The sequence below is a fragment of the Sagittula sp. SSi028 genome (genome assembly GCF_048553715.1).
Classification (GTDB): Bacteria; Pseudomonadota; Alphaproteobacteria; order Rhodobacterales; family Rhodobacteraceae; genus Sagittula.
Map to the genome: position 1 here is coordinate 162,822 of NZ_JBLZNC010000002.1, position 24,076 is coordinate 186,897.

The following is a 24,076-nucleotide window of genomic DNA, read 5'->3' on the forward strand; positions in this document are numbered from 1 at the left end:
TGCTTGACTATCCAAAGCGCTTTGGCCGACATAGGCCACATGAACCTCAAAGAGCTTGCAGAGCACCTCAACCTGTCCCAGACCACCGTCAGCCGCGCGCTGAACGGCTACCCCGAGGTGTCTGAACGCACCCGTCTTCGGGTTCAGCAGGCCGCGCGGGATCTCAACTACAGCCCGAACACCCGCGCCAAAAGCCTTGCGACCGGGCGCACCCATGCCATCGGTCACGTTCTGCCGATCTCAGACAGCCACGAGATGGTGAACCCCGTTTTCGGTGACTTCATCGCCGGTGCGGGTTCGGTCTATTCGCAAAACGGCTATGAAATCGTCATCAGTCTGGTCAAAGACAGCGACGAGGCGGAGGCCTATCGCAGCCTGCATGCGCGTGGATCGGTGGACGGAATCATCGTCCACGGGCCCCGCATGGGCGACACGCGTATTCCACTTTTGCGCGAATTGGGCCTGCCCTTTGTGGTGCATGGCCGCGCCTCGCACGAGACCGGCGCATATTCATGGATCGACATCAACAACCAGCGCGCCTTTCAACGCGCCACCGAGTTTCTGATTGATCTGGGCCACCGGCGGATTGCGCTGCTCAACGGGCTGGAGTTCATGGACTTCGCCTATCGCCGCCGGTCCGGCTTTACCACCGCCATGACCAGTCGCGGCCTGACACCGGACCCCGCCCTGATGCGCGGCGAGGAAATGACAGAGGTCTCCGGCTACCGCTCCGCGCGCGAGATGCTGGCGCTGGACCAACCACCGAGCGCTTTTCTGGCCTCGTCCATGATCACCGCCATCGGGGTGCGCCGCGCCATCCACGAAGCCGGGTTGGTGATGGGGCGCGACGTGTCGGTCATCACCCATGACGACGATCTGGGCTATCTCAAGAACGGGCATTCCGTGCCGATCTTTACCGCTACACGGTCGTCGGTGCGCACCGCTGGCGAAGGGGCCGCGGCCATGTTGCTGGACCTGATCAGTGACCCCACCCTGCCGCCTCAATCCCAATTGCTGGAGGCCGATCTGATCATCGGGGCCTCCACCGGACCTGCCATTTAGGACATATCATGCGACACAAACGCTCTGACTTTCCCGAAGGTTTTCTCTTCGGCACCGCCACATCGTCCTACCAGATCGAAGGCCACGGACAGGGCGGCGCTGGCCGCACCATCTGGGACGATTTTGCCAACACCCCCGGCAACGTCGTACGTGCAGAGGACGGCGCCCGCGCCTGCGACCACTACACGCGCTATCCGCAGGATTTTGACCTGATCCGCGACGGGGGCTTTGACGTCTACCGCTTTTCGCTGTCTTGGGCGCGCGTCCTGCCTGAGGGTCGCGGGACCCCCAATGCCGAAGGGCTGGATTATTACGACCGCGTGACCGACGCGCTGCTGGAACGCGGGCTGAAACCGGCGGCCACGCTGTACCATTGGGAGCTGCCCTCTGCCTTGCAGGACATGGGCGGCTGGCGCAATGGCGACATCGGGGAATGGTTTGCCGATTACACCCGCGTCATCATGGACCGTATCGGGGATCGCATGTGGTCGGTCGCCCCGATCAACGAGCCGTGGTGCGTGGCGTGGCTGTCGCATTTCATGGGCCACCACGCACCGGGCGTGCGCGACATCCGCGCCGCCGCCCGTGCCATGCACCATGTGCTCAAGGCGCATGGCCGCGCCATTGAAACCATGCGCGATCTGGGCATGTCCAACCTTGGCGCGGTGGTGAATATGGAATGGGCCACCCCTGCCGACGACAGCCCCGAATCCGCGCTTGCCGCCACACGCTATGACGCGATCTACAACCACTGGTTCCTGTCCGGCCTGTTCAAAGGGGAATACCCGCAGGCCGCGCTGGACGGGTTGGAGCCGCATCTGCCCAAGGGCTGGCAGGATGACTTCACGACCATTCAGGCCCCGCTGGACTGGTGTGGCGTGAACTACTACACCCGCAAGCTGCTGGCGCATGACGACACGCCTTGGCCCTCACTGAAAGAGGTCGAAGGCCCGCTGCCGAAGACCTTTATGGACTGGGAAATCTATCCCGAGGGGCTGTATAAATTCCTCACCCGGACGGCGCGGGAATACACCGGCGACCTTCCGCTGTTTGTGACCGAAAACGGCATGGCCGCCCCCGATGTACTACAAGACGGGTCGGTCCCGGACGAGGGGCGCATCGCCTATATCGACAATCACCTGACCGCCGTTCAACGCGCCATTGCCGAAGGCGCCCCGGTGCAGGGCTATTTCATATGGTCGCTGCTGGACAATTACGAATGGGCGCTGGGGTACGAAAAACGCTTTGGTCTGGTGCATGTGGATTTCGACACGCTTGAGCGGACGCCGAAATCTTCCTATCACGCGTTAACCAAAGCGCTAAAGGACTGACCCATGCAAATGCCCGTCTCCGTCACCGTCGATATCGGCGGCACGAACACCCGTGTTGCCCTGTGTCAGGACGGGGACGTGCTGGGCGATACGGTGCGGCGGTTCCGCAACGCGGAGTATCCGGCGCTGGAGCCGATCCTCGACATCTACCTTGCCGATTATCCGCTGGTCGGCGCCATCTGCATCGACATGGCAGGGCCGGTTAAGAACGGCATCGGCACGTTGACCAATCTGGACTGGACCATCGACGCCGCCGCCTTGTCCGTGCGCACCGGCGGGGCGCGCGTCGTGGTGTTGAACGATCTGCAGGCGCAGGGCCATGCGGTGCCGCATCTGGATCGCGACAGCCTGCTGACGCTGATTGACGGGCAACAAGGCCCGTCAGACGTGCGGCTGGTGGTCAATGTGGGCACCGGGCTCAACGCCGTGCCCGTCCACAGCGAAGGCGCGCTCACACTGGTGCCCGCCGCCGAGGCCGGTCACATCACGCTGCAGGCCCGCAACGCCGAGGAGCTGCGCCTGCTCAACTGGCTGGAGGCCCGCCTGCCCTCCTGCGGGGTCGAAGAGGTGCTGTCCGGCCGCGGGCTGGAACATCTGCACGCCTTTGTCTGCCATGACGAGGGCACGGGCGACCCGCTGGACGCCGCCGCCGTTAAGGATGCGTTTCTGGCAGGCGCGCCGCAGGCCCTGCGCGCCGCGCGCCTGTTCGCGCGCTATCTGGGACGCTATGCAGGGGACCTCGCCCTCACCAACCTGCCCTTTGGGGGCGTGTTCCTTGTGGGCGGCGTCGCAGGCCATATCGGCCCACACCTGATGGATCTGGGCTTTGCCGAGGCGTTTCTGGACAAGGGACGGTTCAAACCGTTTATGGAGCAATTCCCCGTTCATCTCGTCCAGGACGACTACGCCGCCTTGCGGGGCTGTGCCGCACACTTGGCCGAGCTGCAAACCGCCACGTGACCAGCCCTTTCGCCGCACAGCCCCTGTGCGGCGGTTCCGCCTTGCGGGGCGCGGGAATTTTCATCACAACCTGTGCATGATCCTGCGCGCCATTCTTCTTATGATCCTGTCGATGGCACTGCTGTCGGGATCTGATGCATTCTTTAAACTCGCGACCAGCACGGCCCCCGTCGGTCAGGCCATGGCGCTTGTGTCGCTGGGCGGAACGTTGCTGTTTATTGCGCTGAGCCGTGCCCGCGGCGTCACGCTGATCACCCGCGACGCGCTGCACCCGATGATGCTGCTGCGCAACGGCTTCGAGATGATCGCCGCCATTGGTCTGGTGACAGGCATCGCCAATGTGTCGCTGCCTGTCTTCGCCGCCATCATGCAAACCGGCCCCTTGGTGGTCACCATTGGCGCGGCCTTGTTTCTAAAGGAACATATCGGCCCGCGCCGGTGGGCCGCAGTGGCCGCAGGGATCCTTGGCATGCTGCTGGTGATCCGTCCGTGGTCCTCCGCCTTCACAGGGTGGGAGCTGTTTGCCGTGATCGGGGTCACCGCCCTGTCCTGCCGTGATCTGGTCACCCGATTGTCGCCGCCGCATATTCCGGCGCTGGCAATATCCACATGGGGGTTTGCAGTGCCCTTGCCCGCCGGCCTTGCCCTGTGGTGGGCCAGCGACGCCCCGTCTGATTGGTCCACCGGGGCGCTCTGGGCGATTGGCGGCGCCGTGGTGGTCACGGCGCTGGGGTATCTCGCGATCACAACGGCCATGCGCATGGCACCAGCCTCTGTGGTCGCCCCCTTCCGCTATGCAAGGCTGGTGTTCACCACCTCACTGGGCATGCTGTTCTTCGGCGACCGGCCCGATGCCATGACGTACCTCGGCGCGGCGATCATCCTTGTTGCAGGACTTTATACATTCTTCCGCGAACACGTGCTGGCCCGCAGTGCACGTTCCACACCCATTGGGGCCACCATGACCCCGCCAAAGATGCGTTAGCGGTAACGCGACCGTTTACTTTCCCACCGCGCCTGATAAACCTTCGCGCAAATGCCGCTTTGGGAGAGAGCCATGAGCACAATCATCGACATCCACGCCCGCGAAATCCTCGACAGCCGGGGCAACCCCACCGTCGAAGTCGACGTCACCCTCGAAGACGGCACGCTGGGCCGCGCCGCTGTGCCCTCGGGCGCATCCACCGGCGTGCACGAAGCCGTCGAAAAGCGTGATGGCGACAAGTCGCGCTACATGGGCAAAGGCGTCCTCGAGGCGGTTGCCGCCGTCAACGGCGAAATCGCCGAGGCGCTGGTTGGCTTTGACGCGACCGAGCAGGTTGCCATCGATATGGCCATGATCGAACTCGACGGCACCGACAACAAGGGTCGCCTCGGCGCGAACGCCATTCTGGGTGTGTCGCTGGCCTGCGCCAAAGCCGCTGCCGATTTCTCCGGCCAGCCGCTGTTCCGCTATGTGGGCGGCACCTCCGCCCGCACCCTGCCGGTTCCGATGATGAACATCATCAACGGCGGCGAACACGCGGACAACCCCATCGACATTCAGGAATTCATGATCATGCCGGTGTCGGCATCGAATATCCGCGAAGCGGTGCAGATGGGCTCCGAGGTGTTCCACACCCTGAAAAAAGAGCTCTCCGCCGCTGGCATGTCCACCGGCCTTGGCGACGAAGGCGGCTTTGCGCCGGAACTGAAATCGACCCGCGACGCGCTGGATTTCATCCTCAAATCGATCGAAAAGGCCGGCTACAAACCGGGCGAGGACATCTACCTCGCACTGGACTGTGCTGCGACCGAATACTTCAAGGGCGGCAAATACGAGATGAAGGGCGAAGGCAAATCGCTGACCGCCGCTGAAAACGTCGCCTACCTCGAAGCACTGGTGAACGACTACCCGATCATCTCTATCGAAGACGGCTGCGCCGAGGACGACTGGGACGGCTGGAAACTGCTCAATGACACCATCGGCGACCGCTGCCAGCTGGTGGGCGACGACCTGTTCGTCACCAACCCCGCGCGCTTGTCCATGGGCATCGAACGCGGGTCGGCGAACTCCATGCTGGTCAAGGTCAACCAGATCGGCACGCTGACCGAAACGCTGCAGGCCGTCGAAATGGCGCACCGCGCGCGCATGACCAATGTGATGTCGCACCGCTCGGGCGAGACCGAGGACGCGACAATCGCCGATCTCGCCGTGGCCACCAACTGCGGCCAGATCAAAACCGGCTCGCTTGCGCGCTCTGACCGGCTTGCCAAATACAACCAACTGATCCGCATCGAGGAAATGCTCGACGACACCGCCATCTACGCGGGCCGTTCAATCCTGCGCTGATCAAACAGCTATCGCCAAAACAAAAGCCACGGTTCACATGAACCGTGGCTTTTTTGCGCACCCAAAAGCGCCGCTTCAGGTATCAGGCGCCTGATAGACCCCCTGCTCCTTGAGCGCATCCATCACTTCCTTGGGCATATAGGTCTCATCGTGCTTGGCGAGGATCTCAGAGGCGACAAAGACCCCGTCCACATAGCGCCCCGTCCCGACCATGCCCTGATTTTCCTCGAACAAATCGGGCAAAACACCGGTATAGGTCACTGGCACAGTGGCCCCGCCATCGGTCACCGAAAACCGTACGGTCTCGCCAGCGTCGCGCACCAATGTCCCCGCCTCGACCAGACCCCCGATCCGGAAAGTCTCGGACGGCGAAGGCGGCGCCTCTACAACTTGTGACGGCGAGCGAAAGAAATTGATCCCATCGCGCATCGCATAGCCGATCAACACGGTCGACACGATCAATGCCACAGCCGCGAGGGCGATCACCTGAATGCGCCGCTGCTTCTTCAATGACCTCAACGCCATGCCAGTCTCCACACCATCACAAATCACGTCCCTTCTGCACCGCCCGCGCCCCCAAACGGAAGGTGACATTCTGCCCCAAGGTCTGGCTTTTCCTTGGGCCAAATACCTATGCACCTTGATCCGCGCAACAAATCGCGGGTCATGGTCTGCGTCACATCAGCGTATTTCCCAGTCGCACTCTGCGGAATTAGGTATTTTAACCAAGGAAAAACAGGGGGCAGCGCCGGTTTACAGCCTAGGGGAAGCAGGGCGCGAGCATGAGGCCCGAAAGCTCATCGACACCGAGCATCAAGTTGGCATTCTGCAACGCCTGACCGGACGAGCCCTTGCACAGGTTGTCGAGTGCCGCGACCACGATCACGCGCCCTGCGCGCCGGTCGGGAACCACGCCGATATGGACAAAGTTGGACCCTCTGACATGGTGGGTCGAAGGCGTTTCTCCCATAGGCAGCACTTGGACAAACGGCTCGTCAGCGTAGGCCGCCGAGAGCGTTTCAAAGACTGCGTCCGCCGCGCCGCGCAGGTAGGCGGTGGCCAGAATACCGCGATTGAACGGGCCGAGGTGCGGGGTGAACTGAATGTGCACCGGGCGCCCGGCAAGCGCGCTGAACTCCTGATCGAATTCGCCCAAGTGGCGGTGGGTGCCCCCTACGGCATAGGCGTTGGTGCCCTCGGACAGTTCGGCATGCAGTAGATTCTCCTTGAGTGACCGCCCCGCCCCGGACACGCCGCATTGCAGGTCCAGAATGATCTCGTCGAGGTCGATCACGCCAGCCTGTATCAAAGGGCGGAGAATGTACTGGCCGGTCGCGGCATTGCAGCCTGTACCTGCGACCAGCCGCGCGGATTTGATGTCCTCGCGGTAGAATTCGGTCAGCCCGTAGACCGCTTCTTTTTGCAGGTCCGGCGCGGCATGGGTATTGCCGTACCATGTCTTGTAATCTTCCGGGTCGCGCAGCCGGAAATCCGCCGACAGATCCACGATCTTTACTGTTTTGGGCAGCTTGGCGATCACCTCTTGCGAGGTCTTATGAGGCAAGGCGCAAAAGCACAGGTCGATTTCGGAGAAATCGATCTGTTCCCATGTGACCAGATCCGGCAGGGTGAGATGGCGCAGATGCGGGAACACGGCGCCGACGCTTTGCCCGGCCTTGGAATTCGCCGCCAGTGCCGCGATCTCAAAAGAGGGGTGTGTGGCAATCAGGCGGATCAGCTCGGCCCCAGTGTAGCCGGACGCACCGATGATGGCGATGGAATGGGTCATGGGACACCTCGGATTTTCGAAAGAACAGGACAGGCAGCAGCGGCGCGCAAAGGCGCGCGGGGGGCGTTATCGTCGGCCAAGGGGGGCGGTTGCGCCATACATGCTGTGTCTCCTTGTCTCACCGCTTAGCCAAAACGACAGCGGGAATCAATGCACAAGCAAGTCGGCGCCCAGCCTTGGGTCGCGACACCTGCCCCCTTAGACGGATTCGAACGTAATCTGACGCTTGAGAAAGCTGGTGGCGTGGCGCGACACCTTCTCCGGCGTGCCCGTGGTCAGGAACCGTGTGCTTTGTCCCTGCCCCAGCATATTGGGATGGCGGCCGAGATAGTCCGCCAGACTGTCGGGCACCAGATCCGCCTGGCTGAGCAGTTGCACATCGGCGCCCAGCGCATCCTGGAAGATGTCGAACATCAACGGGTAATGGGTGCAGCCCAAAATCGCCGCCTGCGGCTTTGGCATCTTGCGTTTCAGCGCGTCCACATGACTGCGCACAAGCGCCTCTGCCAGGATCATGTCGCCTTCTTCGATGGCATCCACCAGACCGCCGCAGGCCTGCGCCTCCACATCGACGCCGATGGCGCGGAAGGCCAGTTCCCGCTGAAAGGCCCGGCTGCTGACGGTCGCGGGCGTTGCAAACAGCGCCACATGTTGCACGGCCACCTCGCGCGGGGGGGAGTTGTCGCCCCATTGGCGTTCGGTGAGCGCCTCGATCAGCGGAACGAAAACCCCCAGCACGCGCTTGTCCGACGGGATCCAGCTTTCCTGCATCCGGCGCAGCGCCGCAGCGCTGGCGGTGTTGCAGGCCAGCACCACCAGATCGCAGCCTTCGTCCCACAGACGTTCCACCGCGCGGGTCGTCAGGTCGTAGATGTCATCGGCATCGCGCACCCCGTAAGGCGCATGAGCGCTGTCGGCGAAATAGACAAAGGGCACATCCGGCAGGCGCCGCTGCACCGCATCCAGAACCGTCAAGCCGCCCAGACCCGAATCGAACACACCAACTGCCATCTGCCTGCCCTTTTTATGCGCGGATCTAATGCCGCGATCTGTGTCTTTCCTCGAACTCGAAGCCGTAGTCAAAGCTCGGCAAGGGAGTCGGCGACAACTCATAGGTGCTCTTGCGGAGGAAATCCATCATGGCGCGCGGATCTTTGGCGCGCGACGTGATGTCATCCTGTGCGATGGGTTCGCCGATGGCCACCCGCACCGGACTGTCGACGCGCTTGCGGAATTCCTTGATCAGCAGCCCCATGCGCAGCGTGTAATGCATGTGCGAAGCCAGCTGGAACAGGCGCGAGGTATGGCCGTCGAAGTAGATCGGCACCACCGTCGCACCTGATTTCGCGATCATCTTGGCGGTAAAGGTGCGCCAGCCCGGGTCCATCGGTTGACCAAAGGGTTTTTCCGCAGTGGCCACCGTGCCGCCGGGAAAGATGCCGATACAGCCGCCCTGCCCCAGATAGTTCAGGCAGTTGCGGCGCGTCTCGATGTTTTGGGCCACCGCCTCGCGGGTCTCGTCAAAGGAGATCGGCAGGATGATGCGATCCAGTTCAGCGGCCTTGCGAAACACCTTATGGGCCAGAATGCGGAAATCGCCCCGTGCCACGGACATGATATGGCCCAGCATCAGCCCGTCGAGAATGCCGTAGGGGTGGTTTGCGATGACCACCAGTGGCCCGTCTTTTGGCAGATTGGCAAGGCTGCCGCCAATCACCTCCAGCTGCAGACCGTAGCGGTTGACCATGACCTCCCAGAAATCGCGGCCCTGTGCCACTTCCTGATCGTAGCCGGCTGCGCGTTTGATCAGCCCCAGCCGCCCTGTGGCATTTTCCATCAGGCGGATCATGGCCCGCCCGCCACGGGACTGCGCGGAGTGGGCATAGGAAATGTCACGGGTGACATCGCGGTGGTTCTGCATCGTCAATATCTCATAGGCGGCCAAGGGGCCGAGTGTCGCGGTTCATGCGTTCTGGACATGTCATGTAACAGCTTCATGACAGTTTCATGACACATCCAGCAACCGCGACACCAGCTTTGCCTATTCTGCGGCCTTGGCCAAGCCTTTCCCGCCATCGCGCAAACTGGCCAGCAGCTCTTCGCGGCGTTTTTCGGCACGGGCGGCGTTCGCCTGTTTCACCGGACCAAAGCCACGGATCGTCAGCGGGAGTTCCGCAAGGGCGATCAGCGGCTCCATGATCTTTGGCGCCGCGCGCGGCAGCCATTCGGCCATATCCGCCTCGTATTGTGCGATCAGGGCGCGTTCCATGCGGCGCTCTTCAGTGCGGCCAAAGGGGTCAAGGGCTGTGCCGCGCAGCCCCTTCATCCGCGCCAGCCAGCGAAAGCCGGTCAGCATGCGCGGGCCAAAGGCTTTCTTGCGCGGACGACCGTCGCTGCCCTCCTCGCTCAGGATCGGCGGGGCGAGATGGAACTGCATCTCGAAATCCCCGTCAAAGGCGGCGCGGGCCTTGGCTTCGGTCTCCAGATGCAGGCGCGCGACTTCGTATTCGTCCTTGTAGGCCAGCAGCTTGTGGTATCCCAATGCCACAGCTTCTTTCAGGCGCGGGTCATCAATCGGGCGCAGCATATCACGGTAGCGCGCGGCGAGCGCCTCGTTCTGATAGGCGGTCAGATGGCGCGCACGAAAGGCGATGCGTTCGTCCAGCGTCTTTGGTTTGTCCACCACCACAGGGGCCATCACCGCCGCCGCCTGCTCAGGGTGCAGCACCGCCCAGCGCCCGATGTCGAAGGCGCGCAGGTTGCCCGCCACCGCCGCGCCATTGAGCTCAATTGCCTGCTGGATCGCGGACAAAGACAGCGGCACCAGCCCCTGCTGCCACGCCGCCCCAAGGATCATGACGTTGGAAAAGATCGAATCCCCCATGGTGGCCCGCGCCAGTTCCGAGGCATCGAAAAAGCGCACACGGTCTTTCAGACGCGCCTGAAGCGCCATCTGCAAGCGGTCCGTGGGCAGGGTGAATTCCGTGTCGCGGGTAAAGGCGCCGGTGACGATCTCGTGGCTGTTGACCACCGCGCCTGTGCGCTCTGTGCGGGTCAGGCCCAGCGTCTTGGCCCCGGCCGACACCACCAGATCGCCGCCGATCAGCGCGTCGGCCTCGCCTGTGGCCACACGCACGGCGCTGATGTCCTCGGGGGCGTTGGCCAGCCGCAGATGGATGTGCACCGCGCCGCCCTTTTGCGCCAGACCGGCCATCTCCATCATGGCAGCGCCCTTGCCGTCGATCTGCGCCGCCTGCGCCAGAACCGCGCCGATGGTGACAACGCCCGTGCCACCCACGCCGGTAACCACCACATTCCATGTGCCGTCAATCGCGGGCAGCACCGGTTGCGGCAGATCCGGCAGGTCCAGTTCGCGGGTCTGGGCCTTTTTCACCTTAGCCCCTTTCAGGGTCACAAAGGACGGGCAGAACCCCTTGAGGCAGGACAGATCCTTGTTGCAGGCGCTTTGGTCAATGGCGCGCTTGCGACCCAACTCGGTCTCTTGCGGGACGATGGCCACGCAGTTGGACTGCACCCCGCAATCGCCGCAACCCTCGCAGACATCGGTGTTGATGAACACCCGCGTGTCGAGGTCGGGAAAGGTGCCACGCTTGCGGCGGCGGCGTTTCTCGGCCGCACAGGTCTGGATGTACAGCAGCACTGACACCCCCTCGAAACCGGCCAGATCGCGCTGGACCGCGTCCAACTCGTCGCGCTCGTGCAGGGTGATCCCGTCAGGAAAGCCCGGGCCCAGATCCTCCTTGTCGTCATAGACGACGGCGAGCCGTTCCACGCCCATGGCGCGCACCTCGGCGGCGATGCGCTGCGGGCTAAGCCCGCCCTCGTTCGCTTGCCCGCCGGTCATCGCCACCGCGTCATTGTACAGGATCTTGTAGGTGATGTTCACATTCGCGGCCAAAGCCGCGCGGATCGCAAGCGAGCCGCTGTGGTTGTAGGTGCCATCGCCAAGGTTCTGGAAGACATGGCCGCGCTTGGAAAACGGCGCCTCGCCGACCCAGTTGACCCCTTCGGCCCCCATATGGGTAAAGCCCTCGGTCTCGCGGTCCATCCATTGCACCATGTAATGACAGCCGATGCCCGCATAGGCGCGCGATCCATCAGGCACCTTGGTCGAGGAATTATGCGGACAGCCCGCACAGAACCACGGGGTGCGCGTGGCAATCTCTTCGGCATTGTCGGCGCGGTTGGCCTCGGCAATTTGGGTCAGACCGGCCTTGATGCGGTCGGTGTCGCGCCCCTCTTCGATCAGGATCTCGCCGAGCTTTTGCGCGATCCATACGGGATCAAGCGCCCCTTTGGTGGGAAACAGCTCTTCGCGGTGCATGTTGCCTGCGCCGCCCTTGTACCAGCCATAGACCCGCCGCCCGCGCCGGTCGTCAAAGATCGCCTCTTTGACCTGCACTTCGATCAGCTTGCGCTTTTCCTCGACGATGACGATCAGTTCCAGCCCCTCGGCCCAGTCGTGAAAGCCCTGCATATCCAGCGGAAAGGGCTGGCCCACCTTGTAGGTGGTGATGCCCAGCCGCTCGGCCTCGGCCTCGTCGATGCCCAAAAGCGCCAGCGCGTGCTGCAGATCCAGCCAGTTCTTGCCCGCAGAGACAAAACCGATCTTGGCCCCCGGTTTGCCCCACATCCGCTTGTCCATGCCATTGGCGCGCGAGAACGCCTCGGCGGCAAAGCGTTTATGGTCGATCATGCGCGTTTCCTGCGCATGGGGCGTGTCGCCCAACCGGATGTTCAAACCCCCTTCGGGCATGGGGAAGTCGGGCGTGACCAGTTGCATGCGGTCCACCCGCCCATCGACCACGGCGGTGGCCTCGACCGTGTCCTTCATCGTCTTCAGCCCGACCCAAAGTCCGGAAAACCGGCTGAGCGCATAGGCGTAGATCCCGTAATCAAGGATCTCCTGCACACCGGCGGGCGAGACCACCGGCATATAGGCATCGACCAAGGCCCATTCCGATTGATGCAGCACGGTGGAGGATTCGCCCGTGTGGTCATCGCCCATCGCCATGATCACACCGCCAAACTGCGATGTGCCGGCCATATTGGCGTGGCGCATGGCATCGCCGGACCGGTCCACCCCCGGCCCCTTGCCATACCACAGGCCAAAGACACCGTCGTATTTGCCTTCGCCACGCAGCTCTGCCTGTTGGGCGCCCCATAGGGCCGTGGCGGCGAGATCCTCGTTCAGCCCCTCTTGGAAAAGAATGTCGGACTGCACCAGATGTTTCTCGGCCCGGCGCATCTGCAAATCAACCGCGCCCAAGGGCGAGCCGCGATATCCGGTGCAAAATCCGGCGGTGTGTAACCCTGCCGCGCGATCGCGGGCCTTTTGCGTCAGCAACAGCCGCACCAGCGCCTGCGTGCCGTTCAACAATACCCTACCCCGTCCCAGATCGAAACGGTCCTCCAGAGTGATGTTCTGCTTGTTCATCTCGCGCCTCCCAACGCTGAAATTACAAGCAGTGTACACCAGAATTAGGTCATTACTACTGACCTTAACGTAATTTTTTTTCGAGAGCGCTGGATGTTACGTCAACATAATGTTCCTTTGTTCCATTCGTGCTAGTATGTGGTGCCCAAAGGCGGAAAGTGGACGGTATGGACTGGGATAAGCTTCGAATATTTCATGCGGTGGCTGATGCGGGCAGCCTGACCCATGCGGGTGAGGCGCTGCATTTGTCGCAATCGGCGGTGTCCCGACAGGTGCGCGCGCTCGAAGAGGCGTTGAACACCACCCTGTTCCACCGGCATGCGCGCGGGCTGATTCTCACCGAACAGGGCGAGCTTTTGTTCGATGCCACGTCGTCGATGAACAAGCGCATCGACAGCGCCACCGCCCGCATCCGCGATTCCGAGGAAGAGGTGTTCGGCCAACTGCGCGTCACCACCACCCATGGCTTTGGCGCCATGTGGCTGGCCCCGCGTCTCGCGAAGCTCTACGAGAAATACCCCGAGCTCAAGATCGACCTGATGCTCGAGGAACGCGTGCTGGACCTGCCCATGCGCGAGGCCGATGTGGCCATCCGCATGAAGGAACCCAGTCAGGCCGATCTGATCCGCAAACGCCTGATGACCATTCGCATGCGCATGTATGCCTCGCCCGATTATCTCGCAGCCCACGGCGAGCCGAAGTCCATGGAGGACATGCGCGATCACAGGCTGATCTGTCAGAAACCCGGCGCGCCGCAGGTCATGGCAGGTGAACAACTGGTGGATTCGCTGCTGGCGCATGACGCGCAAACCGCGCTGACCGTGAACAACTACTTCGGGGTTTTGCAGGCTGTGGTCGCCAATTTGGGAATTGGCGTGCTTCCCGATTATATTATCGAGGACTTCCCGACGATGGTCCGCGTCCTACCTGATGTAGAAAGCATCGAAGTGCCTGTTTTTTTGGCATATCCAGAAGAGTTGCGCCAATCCAAGAGGGTATCGGCCTTCCGCGACTTCGTTCAGGAGGAAATCATAGCCCATCGCCGTCAGTTAAAGGCGATTGTCAGCGACACCTAACAACCCAGAGTTTACAAAATTCCTGTGTTATGCGCGCCACGCATGGCAGCAATGCTGCACTTGCGGCACGGTTTCTCTTGATCGACTCAACTTCGATGATTTAATCGGCACTCGACGGTGCGACGCAGGCTTCTGCGTAGCATCTTCAACCTCCCTGTTGGACTTCGGCCGAGCTTTGTGCTCGGCCTTTTTTTTGGCCAAAGGGAATCACACGCTGATTGTGGGCCTCAATGTCTTACCAAAGGCTTTCCACATTCGCCCTTCGCCCTAAGCTTTGCCATCATGTGACCGATAGGATCTGACCGCGTGCCGCCCCCGCCCCCACAGCCCACCCCACGCCACAAAAAGGCGCACCCGATGGCCCGCCCGCTTTGGGCCACAGCGGGGGCCGTTTGCGTGGTGCTGGGAGTGATCGGCATCGCCCTACCTATCCTGCCCACCACACCGTTTTTATTGCTGGCAGGGATCTGCTTTGGCAAAGGCTCCCCCCGCCTGCGCCGCTGGCTGGAAACCCATCCGCGATTGGGCCCGCCCGTGCTGGATTGGGAAACACGCGGCGCCATCGCGCGGCGACACAAGCGTATGGCACTAGGCATGATGGGCGTGACCTTTGCCTTGGGGCTGATACTGGGCCTGCCCGCGCATGTGCTGGCCATTCAGGCGGCCTGTTTTGCGGGTGCTGGCACTTACGTCTGGACACGCCCCGACGCATGATCCCTATTGGGCTGGCTCTAACCCGCCAAGGATCACGCCCATGCCCAATATCCACAGCTTTGAATGCGCCTGCCAGTCGATGGCATGGCAGGTCGATCTGGGACGAAGCGGGACCCATGTCGTGTGCTATTGTCGCGATTGCGCCAGCCACGCGCGTCATCTGGGGCACGGTGCCATGCTGGACGCCCACGGCGGGGCGCATATCTGGCAAACCCTGCCCGACGCCTTTCGCCTGACAAAAGGGGCCGAACATCTGGCTGCGCAACGCCTCTCGCCGCGTGGATTGCTGCGCTGGTACGCGGGCTGCTGCAACACACCTATCGCCAATACACTGCCGCAGAACCGGCTGCCCTTTATCGGCATTCTGGCACCCGCGCCCGCCCCCGCCTTTGGCCGCGCGGCGGGCCACGTCCAGACCGCACAGACACATGGCGCGGTGCGCGAGCACGGGTTTGCCGCGGCGGGGGCCAAGCTGATGCTGCGCGGTCTGGGCGCCCTGTGTCGTGGCGCGCGGGACAACCCGTTCTTTGACGCAGACGGCCAACCGATCCGCGAAGCGCGCATTCTGACGCGCGAAGAACGCACTGCCGCGCAAAGCCTGCGATCCTGACCGCCTTCCCTCTTTCTTCCTTGACGGCCATAGCTTAAAGAGCGCGGCAAATGCCATCTTAGGGGAAAGACCATGCAGGAACCGGCCATCACCGAAGAGCTTATCGAATCCCACGGCATCAAGCCTGATGAATACGCCGAAATCCTGCGCATCCTGAACCGGGAACCCACGTTCACCGAACTGGGCATCTTCTCGGCCATGTGGAACGAGCACTGCTCCTACAAATCCTCCAAGATCCACCTGAAAAAGCTGCCCACCACCGGCCCGCAGGTCATCTGCGGACCCGGCGAGAACGCGGGCGTGGTGGACATCGGCGACGGTCAGGCCGTGGTCTTCAAGATGGAAAGCCACAACCACCCCTCCTACATCGAACCCTATCAGGGGGCTGCGACCGGCGTGGGCGGCATCCTGCGCGACGTGTTCACCATGGGCGCGCGTCCCATCGCGGCGATGAACTCGCTGTCCTTCGGGGAAAAGGACCACCCCAAGACGCGCCAGCTTGTGCATGGTGTGGTCGAAGGCGTCGGCGGTTACGGCAATGCCTTTGGTGTGCCCACCGTGGGCGGCGAGGTCCGGTTCCACCCCGCCTATAACGGCAACTGCCTTGTGAATGCCTTTGCCGCCGGTTTGGCCGATGCGGACAAGATCTTTTATTCCGCCGCCTCCGGTGTGGGCCGTCCGGTGGTCTATCTGGGCGCCAAAACGGGCCGTGACGGCGTCGGCGGGGCCACCATGGCCAGCGCAGAATTCGACGAAACCATCGAGGAAAAGCGCCCCACCGTTCAGGTCGGCGACCCCTTCACCGAAAAACGCCTGATGGAAGCCACGCTGGAGCTGATGCAGACCGGCGCGGTGATCTCCATTCAGGATATGGGCGCGGCGGGTCTGACCTGCTCGGCGGTGGAAATGGGCGACAAGGGCGGCCTTGGCGTGCGACTGGATCTCGAGAACGTGCCGCAGCGCGAAACCGGCATGACCGCCTACGAGATGATGCTGTCGGAATCGCAAGAACGCATGCTGATGGTTCTCGATCCCGCCAAAGAGGCCGAGGCCAAGGCCGTTTTCGACAAATGGGATCTCGATTTTGCTATCGTTGGGGAAACCATCGCCGAAGATCGCTTTTTGATCATGCACAACGGCACGGTCATGGCCGATGTGCCCCTGTCGAAACTGTCGTCAAGCGCGCCGCAATACGACCGCCCACATGTGCCGACCCCGCAGGCAGAGCCGCTGGACGACAGCGACATCCCGCAGATCGATCCCATCGACGGGCTGCGCGCGCTGCTCGGCACGCCAAACTATGCCTCCAAATCATGGGTGTACGACCAGTATGACAGTCAGGTCATGGCCGACACCATGCGCACGCCCGGCTTTGGCGCCGGCGTGATCCGCGTACATGGCACAGACAAAAAGCTGGCCTTCACCTCGGACGTAACGCCCCGCTACGTCAAAGCCAACCCGGTCGAGGGCGGCAAACAGGCGGTGGCAGAGGCCTACCGCAACCTGACCGCCGTGGGCGCGCTGCCGCTTGCCACGACCGACAACCTCAACTTCGGCAACCCCGAGAAGCCCGAGATCATGGGCCAGTTCGTCGGTGCGCTGGACGGGATCGGTCAGGCGGTGGCCGCGCTGGACATGCCCATCGTGTCGGGCAACGTGTCGCTGTATAACGAAACCGACGGTCAGGGCATCCTGCCCACGCCGACCATCGGTGCCGTGGGCCTGATCAAGGCCGACGAGGAGCCGATCCTCGACACCCCGCGTGAGGGCCATGTGGCGCTGCTGCTGGGGGCCGCAGGCACCCACCTTGGCCAATCCGCCCTGCTGGCGGAAGTGTTCAACCGCGAAGACGGCGATGCCCCGCATGTGGATCTGGCCGTGGAAAAGGCGCATGGCGATTTCATCCGCGCCAACCGTGAGTGGATCAAATCCTGCACCGACCTCAGCGACGGCGGCTTGGCGATGGCGGCCTTTGAAATGGCTGCCGCGGGCGAGGTCGGCGTGCAACTCGACAGCGCCGACACCCAAGAGCTGTTTGGCGAGGATCAGGGCCGTTACCTGATCGCCTGCAACTTCGATCAGGCAGAGGCGCTGATGCTGGCCGCCGGTCAGGCCGGTCTGACGCTGACCACCGTGGGCAAATTCACCGGCGACAGCGTCCGCATGGGCAGCTCCGAGACCCCGCTGGCCGAGCTGGTCGAGGTCTCCAAGGCGACCTTCCCCACCGCCTTCGGCTAAGCGCGTCACTTACACAGCTTTGGAACAGCCGCCCCATCCACGGGCGGCTGTTTTGCATTTTGCCGCAGGGTTTCGCGCAGGCAGGGGCTTTCCCCGCCGCGCCGCAGGACCCATATTCACCACATGTTGAAATTCCTGCCGATCCTGCTTGCCATTCTCTATGGCCTCGCGATGTACCAGATCTCTGCCGGGCGCACGCGGCGCGAACTGGACCAGAAATCCTCTCCGCTGGTGGACCCGGTGCTCAAACGGCTGACCGACCAGATGGCGCAGGCTTTGGACCTGCCGCAGATCAAGGTAAACATCTACGAGATCGATCCGGTCAACGGCTTGGCCGCCCCCGATGGCCGGATTTTCATCACCCGCGGGTTCTATCGCAAGTATCAGTCGGGCGAGGTCAGCGCGGCGGAGATGGCCTCCGTCATCGCGCACGAACTCGGTCATGTGGCGCTGGGGCATTCGCGCCGCCGCATGATTGATTTTTCCGGCCAGAACGCGATCCGCACAGCGATGATGATGGTGCTGGGGCGGTTCTTGCCCTTCGGCTTTGGGGCCTATGTGGCCAATTTCGCGATGACATTGCTGATGGCGCGCCTGTCGCGCGGCGACGAATACGAGGCAGACGCCTACGCCAGCGCGCTGTTGCACAAATCCGGCATCGGCACCGCCCCGCAAAAGGATCTGTTCCGCAAGCTCGAGGCGTTGACCCAATCGCGTAGCGGCGCACCGGCATGGCTGTTGTCCCATCCCAAAACATCCGAACGCATCGCCGCCATCGAAGCCATGGAGGCCCGCTGGGCCAAGGTCTGACATTTACGTAGGTCGGGGTTTCACCCCGACACGGATGCCGGCAGCAAATCGAATGTTGCCTCCGCCACATCCTCGCCGTTGACCTGAACGATAATGCCATGCACGCCCGGATGCAGACGGTAGGTTGTGGCATCCCCCTTCAGCCTGTGACGCTTTTCCAGTCGCAGAGGCAGGCCGCCCGTCACCTGCGCCGCCTTCAGCTTGAACACCTTTTCGGCCTCCCCCTTCGGGCGGGCAAAGCGCAGCCGGTAGTCGACCATCACCGGCCTGTCCTGCACGGCCTCCAGCGTGACGGAAAATCGCAGGGTCTCCCCGATCCGCAGCCGCGCCGTCTCGACCGCAATTGCCGCTCGCACACCGCCCGGCCGGTAGCCCAACAGACCCAGCGCCGCTGGCTCCCCCCGCTTGACCGCCGTGCGCAGGGCGTGGCGGGTCATCCAGTCCAACTCGCGCGAGGCCTGCCGCCCTTCGGCCTGCCACGCGCCCAGCCGGTCAATCACCCGATCCGGCATCACCTTGGACAGATCATTCATGTGATTGGCCACCGAACGGGTGACAAACCGCGTGGGATCGCCATGCAGCGCATCCAGAAACCGGATCGGCAGCGCAGGGTCCAAGCTCAGGTTTTTCGCCCACGGCAGGCGCGGTCGCGTGCCCTCGCTCACCAAACGACGCACGTGGTAATTGTCATCTTCGACCCACCGATCAAGACGGCGCAGCGTCTCCTCCGGCCAGCGGTTCAGAAAGGGCCGAATGTAGAATTCCATCGAAAAGCGCTGCGTCGCCGCATGCAGCACGTCCAGCGCCCGCTGCGGATCCTCCATGCCATGGCGCACCACCAGCACGCCAAAGACCGCGTGGATAAACCGGCCAAAGTCATCGTCGCGCAAGCTCGGATCCAGCGGCGGCGGCAACGCGGTCTCAAGCGCCTCTGCCATCGCGGAAAAGTCGCGCGGCAGTTGCGGCTCCAGACAGTCCGCCATCCAGTCCAGACGCTCCAAAAGGCCGCGCCCCGCCAGACCGGGCACGACCTCGGCGCAAAACCGATCAGCATCAAATCCCGGCAGGCGACTGAAATCCTCTGCCAGATCGGCCACAGAGGCCGGATTGAACAGCTGATCGGCCAGCGAAAACCCCGCGCCGCCCCCTGCGCCATCCGGCCCCCGCGCCATCGTCAGATCGTCGCCACGGTGGCGCCGCCATCCAGCAGGATGTTCTGGCCGACCATAAAGCCCGCGTGCTGCGAACACATAAAAGCACACATCTGCCCGAACTCCTGCCGCGTGCCATAGCGCCGCGCGGGAATGCTGGCCTCGCGGTTGGCACGGGCCTGCGCCATCGGGATGCCTTGCGCCTTGCTCACACCGGTGTCCAGCGACAGCGCCCGATCCGTATCATGAATGCCCGGCAACAGGTTGTTCACGATCACACCGTGTTCCGCCACCTGACGCGCCGTGCCTGCGACATAGCCGGTCAGCCCGGTGCGCGCCGCGTTCGACAGGCCCAACACCGGAATCGGCGCCTTCACCGATTGCGAGGTGATGTTGACCACACGGCCCCAGCCCGCCTCGATCATCTTGGGCATCAGCTCCGACATCAACGCGATCGGGGTCAGCATATTCGAATCCAGCGCGCCAAGAAAATCCTCGCGTGACCAGTCCGACCACATGCCCGGAGGCGGCCCACCGGCATTTGTAACCAGAATATCGACGGCACCGGCAGCCTCCAGCACCTTGGCCCGCCCGTCCTCGGACACGATATCCGCCGCAACCGTTGTCACAGCCACCCCGAAACGGTCCCGGATATCCTGTGCTGCGGCCTCAAGCGCCTCCGCCCCGCGCGCATTCATCACCAGTTCAACCCCCGCCTCAGCCAATGCTTCAGCGCAGCCAAGGCCCAAGCCCTTGCTCGACGCACAGACCAATGCGCGTTTCCCTGCAATCCCAAGATCCATGAAATTTATCCCGTTTTGTCCTCGGTCAGCTTGCCAATCGACACAACTCACCTTTTTGATGCCACATTTATTTGTCATAGAGTGGCGGTTGTCACGATCTTGATTTCACTTGTTCAGGGACGTTCATGCCCAGTATCCGCCTTTCCGTCTATCCAGCTGCGGCGCTGCGCGTATCAAACGGCGCAAATCTGGGGGATGCTTTGTCCTGGGCGGATGATCTGGTGCCCGATGATATCTACCGCCTGTCCCCCGCCGCACGACCTCAGGACATCGCGGTTGCAAGCGGCAGCGCCCTGCCATTCCGCATCGCGCGCGGATCCGATCTTGGCGAGCCGGGGCACGAGGTGCATCTGGACTGCTGCGTGACCTTCATGTCCGGCGCGGGCGAAATCACCGAATGTCTGGTGCTCGTGGAAACCGATGCAGATGGCGGCGCGGCCGGTGTCTACGCCATGCCGCTGGCGGAAATGCTGCCAAAGACCGACTACGTCCTCGTCGGCATCTCGACGGAGACCGCGACCCAACGCTATGCCCAAAGCGTCTGCACATCTTTCACAGCGGGCACCATGATCACCCTGTCGAGCGGCGCCCAAAAACCGGTAGAGGAACTGACGGCGGGCGACCGCGTCCTCACCCGTGACGACGGCCCGCAACCCATCCGCTGGATCGGCCATCACACCGCGCGCGCCACCGGCAATTTCGCCCCCATCGTGATCGAGGCCGGCACCCTCAATAATGCGCGCGATCTCTATGTCTCGCCAGACCACCGGCTGTTCATCTACCAGCGCCGCGATGAAATCGGCGCCGGACGGTCCGAGCTACTGATCCGTGCCCGCCATCTGATCAACGGAACCACGGTCCGTCCCGCGCCCGGCGGCTTTGTCGATTACTACCAGATGCTCTTCGACACGCATCAGATCATCTACGCCGAGGGCATCGCCGCCGAATCGATGTTGGTCAACAGCCAGACAAAGGCCGCCCTGCCCGACGCCCTAACAGACCGGCTGACCACGCTGCTGCCCGGCCACAAGCGCAGCGACATTTCCGATCTCGAAATCGGCGAGGCGCTGCGCGACCACCCCGACCTTGTCGAGATGCTGCGCCGCTCCTCATCGGGGTGACGTCAATAGTTGCGCAGCGCGTCGATCAACGCACTCTTATCCATCGTCGACCGCCCGTCGATCCCGATCTCCTGCGCCCGCGCGTATAACTCTTCCTTTGTCCAGTCCTCATAGGCCCGAGCCTTGCCGCCTTTCCGGGACGGATGCATGTCGTCATTCGCCTTGGCATTCGCGATCCGCGCCGCCTTTTGCTTGGACATGCCCTCGTCGCGCAGGTCCTCATACAGTTTGTCATCCTTGATCGACGATCCGTGATCTTTGGTCATATCCGTCTCCCTCTGTCAGCTCACTGCAAACCCGCGGGCGCCGCCGCCGGTTCCCCGCGCGCACAGCCCCCGCCCTGAAAGCGACCCATTGGTTTTTCCTTGGTCCAAATACCTCTGTCCCACTGGCCCGCGCGCGCAACATCCCCGATGGACGACCGGCTGAAATCACGCTAATGGCTGCGCCATGCTGGACAATCGCCCCTCCCTTCCGCCCGAAATCGCCCGCCGCCGCACCTTTGCGATCATTTCGCACCCTGACGCGGGCAAGACGACGCTGACCGAAAAATTCCTCCTCTACGGGGGCGCCATCCAGATGGCCGGTCAGGTGCGCGCCAAGGGCGAGGCACGGCGTACGCGCTCTGACTTTATGCAGATGGAAAAGGATCGGGGCATCTCGGTCTCCGCATCGGCCATGTCGTTCGACTACGCCACCGGCGACCGCGACTTCCGTTTCAACCTTGTCGACACCCCCGGTCACAGCGACTTCTCCGAGGACACCTACCGCACGCTGACCGCCGTGGACGCCGCTGTGATGGTGATTGACGGCGCGAAAGGCGTGGAAAGCCAGACCCAGAAACTGTTCGAGGTCTGCCGCCTGCGCGACCTGCCGATCCTGACCTTCTGCAACAAGATGGACCGCGAGGCGCGTGACACCTTCGAGATCATCGACGAGATTCAGGAAAACCTTGCCATTGATGTGACGCCTGCGGCGTGGCCCATCGGAATGGGCCGCGATTTTCTGGGCTGCTACGACATGCTCAATGACCGTCTTGAGCTGATGGACCGCGCCGACCGCAACAAGGTCGCGGAATCCATTCGCCTCGACGGGCTCGACGACCCGCGGATGGAGGACCACATCCCCGCCGACCTGCTTGAAAAGCTGCGCGAAGAGGTCGAGATGGCCCGCGAATTGCTGCCTGCGCTCGACCCCCAGTCGGTGCTGGAGGGGCACATGACCCCGATCTGGTTCGGCTCGGCGATCAACTCGTTTGGCGTCAAGGAACTGATGGACGGCATCAGCACCTATGGGCCGGAACCGCAGATCCAATCGGCCAGCCCGCGCGAAATCGCGCCCGAGGAAAAGAAGGTCGCCGGTTTCGTCTTCAAGGTTCAGGCCAATATGGACCCCAAGCACCGCGACCGCGTGGCCTTTGTCCGGCTTGCCTCCGGCCACTTCCAGCGCGGTATGAAGCTGACCCATGTGCGTACCAAAAAGCCCATGGCGATCTCCAACCCCGTGCTGTTCCTTGCCGCCGACCGCGAACTGGCCGAGGAAGCCTGGGCCGGTGACATCATCGGCATTCCCAACCACGGCCAGCTGCGCATCGGCGACACGCTGACCGAGGGCGAGGCCATCAAGGTCACGGGCATCCCCTCCTTCGCGCCGGAACTGCTGCAAGGCGTGCGCGCGGGCGACCCGATGAAAGCCAAGCACCTTGAAAAGGCGCTGATGCAATTCGCCGAGGAAGGCGCCGCCAAGGTCTTCAAACCCATGATCGGCTCCGGCTTTATCGTGGGCGTCGTGGGCGCGCTGCAGTTCGAGGTTCTGGGCAGCCGGATCGAGCTGGAATACGGGCTGCCGGTGCGTTTTGACCAGTCGCAGTTCACCTCGGCCCGTTGGGTTCACGGGGAAAAGGACGCGGTGGAGAAATTCATCAACGCCAACAAGCAGCACATCAGCTATGACCACGACGGCGACGTGGTGTATCTGACGCGCCTGCAGTGGGACATCGACCGGATCGAACGGGATTATCCCGATGTCACCCTCTCCGCGATCAAGGAAATGATGGTATAACATCACTCCCGTCGGCCCACCTCGGTCGGCGGGTTTTCTCTACCGGATCGGTGGCCGGTTTCGCCCCGATCCGTGGCGGGCTATGCTTCCCCGTGCAACATCCGGAGACACCATGCGCCCCCTGCCCCTTCTTCTTGGCCTTCTGATCGCGGCCACCCCCGGTCTTGCCAACCCGTGGGAGCTAATCGTCGATATCGAATATGACGAGACGGAAACAGAAACCTCATGGCGGGTCGACAAAAAGATCCCCGAGGCCCTGCGCGCCCAAGCGGATGGGTTCACCATCACCGGCTTCTACGTCCCCGTCGAAGCACAGGCAAAAGTGAGCCAGTTCCTGATCGTCCCCGACCCCGAGGATTGCCCCTTTTGCGGCTCCAACGGCTATGGCCCGACGTTAGAGGTGCATCTGGCTGCACCGATGAACGATGTGCCGGAAGCCACAAAGATCACCGTGCAAGGGCAGCTTCATTTCGATGAAAGCCCTGAGACCTATCGCGCGGTGTTCCTGACGGAAGCGCGATTGGTCGCGAACAACTAGACGCCGACGGGCACGCACAGAA

General features: G+C 62.7%; 21 protein-coding genes. 13 read left to right on the forward strand and 8 right to left on the reverse strand.

Annotated features, from left to right (window positions below):
• Positions 1–39 precede the first annotated feature (39 nt).
• From ACN5AZ_RS04265 to eno, 5 genes are all read left to right on the forward strand, one after another.
• Positions 40–1,062: a LacI family DNA-binding transcriptional regulator gene (locus ACN5AZ_RS04265; protein WP_419427619.1), complete on the forward strand. Its 1,023-nt coding sequence runs from the start codon at positions 40–42 to the stop codon at positions 1,060–1,062.
• 8 nt (positions 1,063–1,070) lie between these two features.
• Positions 1,071–2,393, forward strand: coding sequence for a GH1 family beta-glucosidase (locus tag ACN5AZ_RS04270; protein ID WP_419427620.1), 1,323 nt, complete (start codon positions 1,071–1,073; stop codon positions 2,391–2,393).
• A gap of 3 nt (positions 2,394–2,396) precedes the next feature.
• On the forward strand, positions 2,397–3,353 hold the full coding sequence (locus ACN5AZ_RS04275) for an ROK family protein (protein ID WP_419427621.1): 957 nt from the start codon (positions 2,397–2,399) through the stop codon (positions 3,351–3,353).
• Between the two features lie 76 nt (positions 3,354–3,429).
• Positions 3,430–4,338 (forward strand): DMT family transporter, encoded by a 909-nt coding sequence (locus ACN5AZ_RS04280; RefSeq protein ID WP_419427622.1) that lies wholly within the window; start codon positions 3,430–3,432, stop codon positions 4,336–4,338.
• A gap of 72 nt (positions 4,339–4,410) precedes the next feature.
• Positions 4,411–5,685, forward strand: a complete 1,275-nt coding sequence (gene eno / locus ACN5AZ_RS04285; RefSeq protein WP_419427623.1) for a phosphopyruvate hydratase — start codon at positions 4,411–4,413, stop codon at positions 5,683–5,685.
• Positions 5,686–5,760: 75 nt separating this feature from the next.
• Here eno and ccmE read toward each other — a convergent pair whose 3' ends face one another.
• From ccmE to ACN5AZ_RS04310, 5 genes are all read right to left on the reverse strand, one after another.
• Positions 5,761–6,210, reverse strand: coding sequence for a cytochrome c maturation protein CcmE (gene ccmE / locus ACN5AZ_RS04290; RefSeq protein ID WP_419427624.1), 450 nt, complete (start codon positions 6,208–6,210; stop codon positions 5,761–5,763).
• Positions 6,211–6,445: 235 nt separating this feature from the next.
• The gene (argC, locus tag ACN5AZ_RS04295; protein ID WP_419427625.1) at positions 6,446–7,474 is read right to left on the reverse strand and encodes an N-acetyl-gamma-glutamyl-phosphate reductase; all 1,029 of its coding nucleotides are present in this window, start codon (positions 7,472–7,474) and stop codon (positions 6,446–6,448) included.
• A 198-nt stretch (positions 7,475–7,672) separates the two neighbouring features.
• Positions 7,673–8,485, reverse strand: a complete 813-nt coding sequence (locus tag ACN5AZ_RS04300; RefSeq protein WP_419427626.1) for a glutamate racemase — start codon at positions 8,483–8,485, stop codon at positions 7,673–7,675.
• A gap of 25 nt (positions 8,486–8,510) precedes the next feature.
• Positions 8,511–9,395: a lysophospholipid acyltransferase family protein gene (locus ACN5AZ_RS04305; RefSeq protein ID WP_419427627.1), complete on the reverse strand. Its 885-nt coding sequence runs from the start codon at positions 9,393–9,395 to the stop codon at positions 8,511–8,513.
• Positions 9,396–9,515: 120 nt separating this feature from the next.
• Positions 9,516–12,932 (reverse strand): indolepyruvate ferredoxin oxidoreductase family protein, encoded by a 3,417-nt coding sequence (locus ACN5AZ_RS04310; RefSeq protein ID WP_419427628.1) that lies wholly within the window; start codon positions 12,930–12,932, stop codon positions 9,516–9,518.
• 167 nt (positions 12,933–13,099) lie between these two features.
• Between ACN5AZ_RS04310 and ACN5AZ_RS04315 the strand changes: the two genes are divergently transcribed.
• From ACN5AZ_RS04315 to ACN5AZ_RS04335, 5 genes are all read left to right on the forward strand, one after another.
• Entirely contained in the window at positions 13,100–14,008 is a 909-nt protein-coding gene (locus ACN5AZ_RS04315) for a LysR family transcriptional regulator (RefSeq protein ID WP_419427629.1), read from the forward strand.
• Positions 14,009–14,365: 357 nt separating this feature from the next.
• Positions 14,366–14,722, forward strand: a complete 357-nt coding sequence (locus ACN5AZ_RS04320) for a YbaN family protein (protein ID WP_419427630.1) — start codon at positions 14,366–14,368, stop codon at positions 14,720–14,722.
• 40 nt (positions 14,723–14,762) lie between these two features.
• Complete coding sequence (locus tag ACN5AZ_RS04325) at positions 14,763–15,332, forward strand: DUF6151 family protein (protein WP_419427631.1); 570 nt, start codon at positions 14,763–14,765, stop codon at positions 15,330–15,332.
• A gap of 72 nt (positions 15,333–15,404) precedes the next feature.
• Positions 15,405–17,570, forward strand: coding sequence for a phosphoribosylformylglycinamidine synthase subunit PurL (gene purL / locus ACN5AZ_RS04330; protein WP_419427632.1), 2,166 nt, complete (start codon positions 15,405–15,407; stop codon positions 17,568–17,570).
• A 123-nt stretch (positions 17,571–17,693) separates the two neighbouring features.
• Positions 17,694–18,380, forward strand: coding sequence for a M48 family metallopeptidase (locus ACN5AZ_RS04335; protein WP_419427633.1), 687 nt, complete (start codon positions 17,694–17,696; stop codon positions 18,378–18,380).
• A 20-nt stretch (positions 18,381–18,400) separates the two neighbouring features.
• Here the strand turns inward: ACN5AZ_RS04335 and ACN5AZ_RS04340 are convergent, their stop codons facing one another.
• Complete coding sequence (locus ACN5AZ_RS04340) at positions 18,401–19,552, reverse strand: DNA alkylation repair protein (protein ID WP_419427634.1); 1,152 nt, start codon at positions 19,550–19,552, stop codon at positions 18,401–18,403.
• A 2-nt stretch (positions 19,553–19,554) separates the two neighbouring features.
• A complete protein-coding gene (locus ACN5AZ_RS04345; RefSeq protein WP_419427635.1) occupies positions 19,555–20,334 on the reverse strand; it encodes an SDR family oxidoreductase in 780 nt (259 codons plus the stop codon).
• Between the two features lie 125 nt (positions 20,335–20,459).
• On the opposite strand from ACN5AZ_RS04345, the gene ACN5AZ_RS04350 reads away from it, so the two are divergent.
• A complete protein-coding gene (locus ACN5AZ_RS04350; protein ID WP_419427636.1) occupies positions 20,460–21,455 on the forward strand; it encodes a Hint domain-containing protein in 996 nt (331 codons plus the stop codon).
• Positions 21,456–21,457: 2 nt separating this feature from the next.
• On the opposite strand, the gene ACN5AZ_RS04355 is transcribed toward ACN5AZ_RS04350, so the two are convergent.
• The gene (locus ACN5AZ_RS04355) at positions 21,458–21,721 is read right to left on the reverse strand and encodes a DUF7218 family protein (protein WP_419427637.1); all 264 of its coding nucleotides are present in this window, start codon (positions 21,719–21,721) and stop codon (positions 21,458–21,460) included.
• A gap of 184 nt (positions 21,722–21,905) precedes the next feature.
• Here ACN5AZ_RS04355 and ACN5AZ_RS04360 point away from each other — a divergent pair, with 184 nt between their 5' ends.
• Complete coding sequence (locus tag ACN5AZ_RS04360) at positions 21,906–23,516, forward strand: peptide chain release factor 3 (RefSeq protein WP_419427638.1); 1,611 nt, start codon at positions 21,906–21,908, stop codon at positions 23,514–23,516.
• A 112-nt stretch (positions 23,517–23,628) separates the two neighbouring features.
• The gene (locus tag ACN5AZ_RS04365) at positions 23,629–24,054 is read left to right on the forward strand and encodes a hypothetical protein (protein ID WP_419427639.1); all 426 of its coding nucleotides are present in this window, start codon (positions 23,629–23,631) and stop codon (positions 24,052–24,054) included.
• Positions 24,055–24,076: the final 22 nt, after the last annotated feature.

Bases quoted from the DNA above. Each gene is read 5' to 3' on its own strand.
- ACN5AZ_RS04270 (WP_419427620.1), top strand. From the start codon at position 1,071: ATGCGACACAAACGCTCTGACTTTCCCGAAGGTTTTCTCTTCGGCACC.
- ACN5AZ_RS04275 (WP_419427621.1), top strand. From the start codon at position 2,397: ATGCAAATGCCCGTCTCCGTCACCGTCGATATCGGCGGCACGAACACC.
- ccmE (WP_419427624.1), bottom strand. From the start codon at position 6,210: ATGGCGTTGAGGTCATTGAAGAAGCAGCGGCGCATTCAGGTGATCGCC.
- ACN5AZ_RS04315 (WP_419427629.1), top strand. From the start codon at position 13,100: ATGGACTGGGATAAGCTTCGAATATTTCATGCGGTGGCTGATGCGGGC.
- ACN5AZ_RS04365 (WP_419427639.1), top strand. From the start codon at position 23,629: ATGCGCCCCCTGCCCCTTCTTCTTGGCCTTCTGATCGCGGCCACCCCC.
- argC (WP_419427625.1), bottom strand. From the start codon at position 7,474: ATGACCCATTCCATCGCCATCATCGGTGCGTCCGGCTACACTGGGGCC.
- ACN5AZ_RS04345 (WP_419427635.1), bottom strand. From the start codon at position 20,334: ATGGATCTTGGGATTGCAGGGAAACGCGCATTGGTCTGTGCGTCGAGC.
- eno (WP_419427623.1), top strand. From the start codon at position 4,411: ATGAGCACAATCATCGACATCCACGCCCGCGAAATCCTCGACAGCCGG.
- ACN5AZ_RS04360 (WP_419427638.1), top strand. From the start codon at position 21,906: ATGCTGGACAATCGCCCCTCCCTTCCGCCCGAAATCGCCCGCCGCCGC.
- ACN5AZ_RS04320 (WP_419427630.1), top strand. From the start codon at position 14,366: ATGGCCCGCCCGCTTTGGGCCACAGCGGGGGCCGTTTGCGTGGTGCTG.
- ACN5AZ_RS04265 (WP_419427619.1), top strand. From the start codon at position 40: ATGAACCTCAAAGAGCTTGCAGAGCACCTCAACCTGTCCCAGACCACC.
- ACN5AZ_RS04340 (WP_419427634.1), bottom strand. From the start codon at position 19,552: ATGGCGCGGGGGCCGGATGGCGCAGGGGGCGGCGCGGGGTTTTCGCTG.
- ACN5AZ_RS04305 (WP_419427627.1), bottom strand. From the start codon at position 9,395: ATGCAGAACCACCGCGATGTCACCCGTGACATTTCCTATGCCCACTCC.
- ACN5AZ_RS04355 (WP_419427637.1), bottom strand. From the start codon at position 21,721: ATGACCAAAGATCACGGATCGTCGATCAAGGATGACAAACTGTATGAG.
- purL (WP_419427632.1), top strand. From the start codon at position 15,405: ATGCAGGAACCGGCCATCACCGAAGAGCTTATCGAATCCCACGGCATC.
- ACN5AZ_RS04300 (WP_419427626.1), bottom strand. From the start codon at position 8,485: ATGGCAGTTGGTGTGTTCGATTCGGGTCTGGGCGGCTTGACGGTTCTG.
- ACN5AZ_RS04325 (WP_419427631.1), top strand. From the start codon at position 14,763: ATGCCCAATATCCACAGCTTTGAATGCGCCTGCCAGTCGATGGCATGG.
- ACN5AZ_RS04350 (WP_419427636.1), top strand. From the start codon at position 20,460: ATGCCCAGTATCCGCCTTTCCGTCTATCCAGCTGCGGCGCTGCGCGTA.
- ACN5AZ_RS04310 (WP_419427628.1), bottom strand. From the start codon at position 12,932: ATGAACAAGCAGAACATCACTCTGGAGGACCGTTTCGATCTGGGACGG.
- ACN5AZ_RS04280 (WP_419427622.1), top strand. From the start codon at position 3,430: ATGATCCTGCGCGCCATTCTTCTTATGATCCTGTCGATGGCACTGCTG.
- ACN5AZ_RS04335 (WP_419427633.1), top strand. From the start codon at position 17,694: ATGTTGAAATTCCTGCCGATCCTGCTTGCCATTCTCTATGGCCTCGCG.